General features: G+C 39.9%; 5 protein-coding genes and 2 pseudogenes. All 7 read left to right on the plus strand.

What is annotated here, in order from left to right; translation table 11 throughout:
• Positions 1–241: 241 nt before the first annotated feature.
• Positions 242–1,852, plus strand: a complete 1,611-nt coding sequence (locus DET62_RS14320) for a hypothetical protein (RefSeq protein ID WP_110014421.1) — start codon at positions 242–244, stop codon at positions 1,850–1,852.
• Between the two features lie 10 nt (positions 1,853–1,862).
• Positions 1,863–3,545, plus strand: a complete 1,683-nt coding sequence (locus DET62_RS14325) for a phosphoethanolamine--lipid A transferase (RefSeq protein ID WP_016899341.1) — start codon at positions 1,863–1,865, stop codon at positions 3,543–3,545.
• 3 nt (positions 3,546–3,548) lie between these two features.
• Positions 3,549–3,662: pseudogene (locus tag DET62_RS14580) on the plus strand (diacylglycerol kinase); the annotation flags it as partial.
• Positions 3,663–3,724: 62 nt separating this feature from the next.
• On the plus strand, positions 3,725–4,930 hold the full coding sequence (locus DET62_RS14335) for an IS256 family transposase (protein ID WP_110014422.1): 1,206 nt from the start codon (positions 3,725–3,727) through the stop codon (positions 4,928–4,930).
• 34 nt (positions 4,931–4,964) lie between these two features.
• Positions 4,965–5,273, plus strand: a pseudogene (locus tag DET62_RS14585) (diacylglycerol kinase); the annotation flags it as partial.
• Positions 5,245–5,556, plus strand: coding sequence for a transposase (locus DET62_RS14345; RefSeq protein WP_110014423.1), 312 nt, complete (start codon positions 5,245–5,247; stop codon positions 5,554–5,556). The pseudogene DET62_RS14585 and the gene DET62_RS14345, both read left to right, overlap by 29 nt.
• Positions 5,557–5,588: 32 nt before the next feature.
• Positions 5,589–5,972 (plus strand): IS3 family transposase (locus DET62_RS14475; RefSeq protein WP_243735063.1); only part of this gene is annotated, 384 nt, incomplete at its 3' end.

Here is a 5,972-nt window from a genome sequence, read left to right on the forward strand (position 1 = left end):
CTTTAAAGCGGCATCCATGTCGAAATTGGTTTTGGTCATATGTCATCTCTTTTTTGCTTAGTTTAACGAAATGACACAGAATTCTGAACACTATCAACTTCTAAAACTAACTACCGTAATTCAATAATAGCAAAGCCTTTCTAAGCAAAAAATAGCAACACTTTGCCATTTATCAGTTTGAACTAAGCAAATCTTAAGTTAACAAAATTACCATAAAGCCATACTCATAAGAGGTGTCTTTATGAAAAAGCATTTTGTTATCAACCTACTTGCAACATCAATAATTTTCTTAACTTGTAGAGCACAAGCAGCGAATGCAACTGACGATAATTGTAATCAAAAAGATAAAATAGAATTAAAGACCTACGACATTTTTAACTTAGAAGAACCAGACACTATTTTTCTCCATCGCTGGGCTAACTTTTTTCATATCAAAACCAAAAATAAAACACTGTACAATGAAGCAGCATTTTTCATCAAAAAGTGCGATGTAAGCCAAGAAGATCTTGAAGAACTGGAACGCCACCTCAGAAGTAAAAAATACATAAGAAATGCACGAGTAACTCGAAACGATAACTCTGACAAAATCACAGTTGAAGCTTGGGATAACTGGTCACTAATGCCAACAGTAGATTTTGGCCGTAAGGGGGGAAAGAATAAATACGCTATTGGTATCAAAGACAGAAATTTCTTAGGCTTGGGTATAGACGCTGAGCTTGAATCGTTTACCAATGATCAACGCAGTGGATATAAATTTAAAACTAATTTCCCATTATTCCTCAATAATAATATTAACGCGCAAGTTAATCTAATCAACAGCGACGACGGCACATCTGAATCTGTATTCATACAGAAAGACTTTGTAAGTTTTGATACCAACAATGCATTTAATATTGGCTTTGACAACTTTAGGCAAATAGATACCCAATACAAACTTGGCAAAACTTACAACCAATTTGAACACAATCAACGTTACTCAACAGCTAGCTGGCAATGGCTTAAAAATGATTCCAGTGAAGATACATTAAGATTTGGTATTGGTTTTACTAATGAACAGCATGAATTTTCAGCAGTTAATGAGATACAAAACCCAGATTTAATTTCTGTCGTACCTTCTAATAGAGAGTTTATATATCCATATCTTAGTGTTGAGTATTTGCAAAAAGACTTCAGAAAATTATCTAACCTCAACCTGATAAATCATATAGAAGACTTCAACCTTGGGTGGAATTTAACAACTCAAGTTGGCACTGATATCGGGAATACAGATACCTCACCAACATTACTTTGGCGGTCAAGTTTAACAAAAGGCATAGAAATATTTGATGATGCTTTTTGGTTTATTAGTGCAACCTTAGATGGGGAAATTTACAGTGATTCCAACAATGCAAATAGAACTGTATTAAGCGTCAATAATGAATACTTTCATAAATTAAATGATAGCTGGAGTGCCTATTTAAAAAACAACAGTCAATTTAGTGAGAATCAATTTCAAGACAACCCTATTGTCTTAGGTGGTGAAACTGGCTTACGGGGTTATCCATTACAATACAGGCATGGCGATCACAGCACTCAATTTACGGCTGAAGCTCGTTATTACCCTCACATCAATATCTATAAATTACTTGAGTTAGGCGGAGCTATTTTTGTCGATACAGGCAGAGTTTTCGGTAGTTCAGATAATACCACCAACCAAGATTCATGGATGACTTCTGTGGGACTGGGTGCTCGATTTTACTCTACTCAAACCAGTGAAGCACGTGTCATTCATGTCGATATTATCAAGCCATTAACCTCTGATGCCAATGTCAATGGTGTTGAATTTCGTATAACCACTAAACATTCTTTCTAAGGTAAGTTAAGTGTACAAAATTATCAATTTTTTAAACCAAATTAAGCTCACAACTAATCAATTAGTGATTTATACCTGCGTATACATCACTTTAGTTTTGAATTTCCCATTTTTAAGTAAAATAACGACAGTGGTTACAGCCCTTGAATCTTACAATCTTTTTTTCTTACTGTCTGTCCCTGTTTTTTTATTGGCATTGTCTATTTTCGTTCAATGCTTTTTATCCTTTCGATGGATAACAAAACCACTACTCATCTTATTGGTTTTATTGTCGTCTGTTCTTTTTTATAGCACTGTGACATACGGTATAGTTTTTGATTATGGCATGATCCAAAATACAGTTGAAACGGATACGGCTGAAGCATTTTCTTATTTTAACTTCTCCGCAATATTGTTCTTTCTATTTTTTGGAGTAATACCTTCACTTCTTATTGCCAACGTTCAATTGACCTATAGTTCTTTTGTCGGGGAATTGCTCGCACGGATAAAATTACTTAGCGGTAGTGTCGGTGTAATATTTCTAATTGCAATAGTATTTTATTCAAACTATGCATCTGTTGGCCGAAATAATCGCGATTTAGTGGGCTATCTAACGCCATATGCCTTGATTGATTCAACAGTAAAATATGTTCGAAAAAACTATTTGTACCCTCCGTTAAAATTCAGCCTGTTAGACACGTCTCCAACCATTAAAAATGATGATAGTAACAAAAGTATTACTGTTTTAGTGCTAGGTGAAACAGCAAGATCCCAAAATTTTTCTTTAAATGGTTATGAAAAGCAGACCAATAGCCTAACTAAAGACTTAGGCGTTGTTTCATTTAAAGATGTTACCTCCTGTGGAACAGCAACTGCGGTATCTGTACCTTGTATGTTTTCAAGGTTAAACAAAAACAACTACGAGAAAAGAGTGGCGGTAGCACAACAAAATGCCGTTGATTTAATTCACTTGGCAGGAGCTGAAGTGTATTGGATCAGCAATAATAATGGTAGCTGCAAAGGCGTTTGCTCAAGGGTAAAAACGGAGCAGATTTCTACTAATAGTAAAAATCCATTATGTGATGATGAGTACTGTTTCGATGAAGTTCTGGTTGACGAATTAAGAAAGAAACTTCATTCATTGAAAAGCGACAATACACTAATAGTACTTCATATGATCGGCTCTCATGGACCAACTTACTACCGACGCTACCCCAAAGATAAACGAGTATTTTCTCCTGACTGTCAACGTAGTGATATCCAAAATTGTAGTCAAGAGGAACTGGTTAATACCTACAACAACACTATTGCTTATACTGATTTAGTCTTGTCAGAAATCATCACAGAACTTGCAGCATTGAGCAATGAGAACAATATCAAAACATCAATGATTTATGTTTCTGATCACGGTGAATCTTTGGGCGAAAGTGGCGTGTATTTACATGGTTTACCTTACGCATTTGCACCAGAAGAACAAACAAAAGTGCCATTGATTTATTGGGGGGATAAATTACATCACAAAGCCAAGTTAGATTGTTTAAATAAAATTAGTGAACAGCCTATATCTCATGACAACGTATTCGATATTTTACTTGCTGAAATGCAAGTAAAGTCAAAAGTTTATCAACCTAAAAACAACCCTTTTAATCATTGTACTAATGGTGTTTCCGTAGCAAATGCAAAGTCACCAACAATTTCTCAAGGAGTAAACTAATCCGTGTTTGATAGTGAAAACAAGCCTAAAGGTTTTAATCGAGTTTATCTCGCAACATTAAATTCAACTAGAGCGTTCAAATGGCTCCTAAGGAATGAAGCCGCATTCAGACAAGAGTACTGTGGTAGTGTTCAGAATTCTGTGTCATTTCGTTAAACTAAGCAAAAAAGAGATGACATATGACCCAAAAAAACTTCGACATGGATACCGCCTTAAAGCAGTTACGTGAAGGCAAAGACCTCACGGGCAAAGACGGTATCCTGACACCGCTTATCAAACAACTCACAGAAGCCGCAATGCAGGCTGAGCTTGATGAGCACCTCAGTGATAAAGAGCAATCTAACCGCAAGAACGGCTCGACGTCAAAATCCGTTAAGAGTCCTGCCGGCAGCTTTGAACTTGATACCCCACGAGACAGAGCGGGCTCGTTTGAGCCGCAGTTGGTTAAAAAACATCAGACGCATTTAACCGATGAGCTGGAGCGTAAAATCATTGCGCTGTTTTCGCTTGGCACCAGCTACCAAGACATCCGCATGCACATTGAAGACCTGTACGGTATTCATGTCTCAAACGGCACCATCAATGCCGTCACGGATAAGCTCTTACCGGAGCTTCAGGCGTGGCGTGAGCGACCCTTAGAAGCGGTTTATCCCATTGTCTGGCTCGACGCCATTCACTATAAAATCAAAGAGAACGGCCGTTTTATCAGCAAAGCGGTTTACACCATTCTCGGGCTCAATATTGACGGCAAAAAAGAGCTCCTGGGGCTTTATTTATCCGAATCAGAAGGCGCTCATCACTGGCTGAGTGTGTTGACCGACCTGCACAATCGAGGTGTGCAGGACATTCTGATTGCCTGTGTTGATGGCTTAAAAGGCTTCCCTGAAGCCATTGAAAGCATCTACCCAAAAACCGAGGTGCAACACTGCATCATTCATCAAATTCGCAACTCGCTGAAGTACGTGGCCAGCAAAAACCAGAAAGCCTTTATGGCTGACTTAAAATGCGTGTATAAAGCCGCAACACTGTCAGCCGCCGAAAGCGCCCTAGACGACCTAGAAGCCAGGTGGGGTGATAAGTATCCCATTGTTATTCAGTCCTGGCGTAATAAGTGGTCGACGCTCTCAGCGTATTTTAAATATCCGGATTATGTCCGAACCGTTATCTACACAACCAATGCTGTTGAGGCCGTGCACCGCCAGTTCAGAAAACTGACCAAAACCAAAGGTGGTTTTAGCAATGAGAGCAGTTTGCTTAAGCTTCTGTACGCAGGTATGTTAAAAGCAACTGAGCGCTGGTCGCATCCAGTGCAGAACTGGAGCCTGACACTGTCTCAGCTGACCATCCACTTTGAGGGCCGGCTGGATGGGCATATAGATTTATGAAAACTTGGCTGACACAGAATATTGAACACCCTCGTTACTGTTGCTCATATTGTCGATCTCCGTAACTTTCTTGTTCAATATTACACTGAAAGAGCAACTCATACTTATCATTGCGGTACTGTTCATTATGTTTACCGAGATAGTAAATACTGCAATAGAGGCAGTCGTTGACCGTATTGGTTTCGAAATACACCCACTGTCAGGTTTAGCGAAAGATTTAGGGTCTGCCGCAGTATTAGTGAGTATATGTAGTGGCAGACTAAACCCGAACACTCTTTTAAGTGGTAGTATTACCCTTAACGAAGAGGTGTTCAATGGCAAGAAGACAACGTCGATCATTTAGTCCTGAGTTCAGGTATGAGGCCGCTAATTTAGTGGCTGAGCAAGGCTACAGCTATGCGGAAGCAAGCCGGGCTGTTGATGTACATGAAAATACGATTAGAAATTGGGTTCAACAGCTAGAAACTGAACAAAGCGGTCAAACGCCTAAGTCCAGGGCGATGACTGCGGAGCAGCAACGAATACAGGAGCTTGAAGCTCGCGTGAATCGGTTAGAGCGGGAAAAATCGATTCTAAAAAAGGCTACCGCTCTCTTAATGTCCGACGACCTGAAATCTACGCGCTGATAGACCGGTTGAGGGAGCATGAAACGACTGAGTTGGTCTGCTCAGCGCTGGGTGTAGGTGTTAGCAGCTTTTATGAGCGTCGAAAACGACGTCAACAAATAGAAACTAAGCGGCGACTGCTGCGGGCTCGTATAAAACGCTTATTCATAAAGTCTCGAAACTCGGCGGGGACCCGGACTCTCGTCGATATGCTGAAACACGAAGGCGTTGTCATGGGACGCTTTAAAGTTGGCCGTTTGATGAAAGAGCAAGGCTTAACGAGTAAGCAGCCAGGCCCTCATGCCTATAGGGTCGCTAATGTTGAGAGACCGGATATCCCGAATAAACTCAACCGTGAGTTTGATGTAGAAGCTCCGAATAGAGTCTGGTGTGGTGATATAACCTATAGTGTGCCCGGAACTCAGGGCGAACATGGA

Source organism: Idiomarina sp. H2, from assembly GCF_004364275.1.
GTDB classification, from domain to species: Bacteria; Pseudomonadota; Gammaproteobacteria; order Enterobacterales; family Alteromonadaceae; genus Idiomarina; species Idiomarina loihiensis.

Coding starts and splice junctions, on each gene's coding strand:
- DET62_RS14345 (WP_110014423.1), top strand. CDS start 5,245: ATGGCAAGAAGACAACGTCGATCATTTAGTCCTGAGTTCAGGTATGAG.
- DET62_RS14320 (WP_110014421.1), top strand. CDS start 242: ATGAAAAAGCATTTTGTTATCAACCTACTTGCAACATCAATAATTTTC.
- DET62_RS14335 (WP_110014422.1), top strand. CDS start 3,725: ATGACCCAAAAAAACTTCGACATGGATACCGCCTTAAAGCAGTTACGT.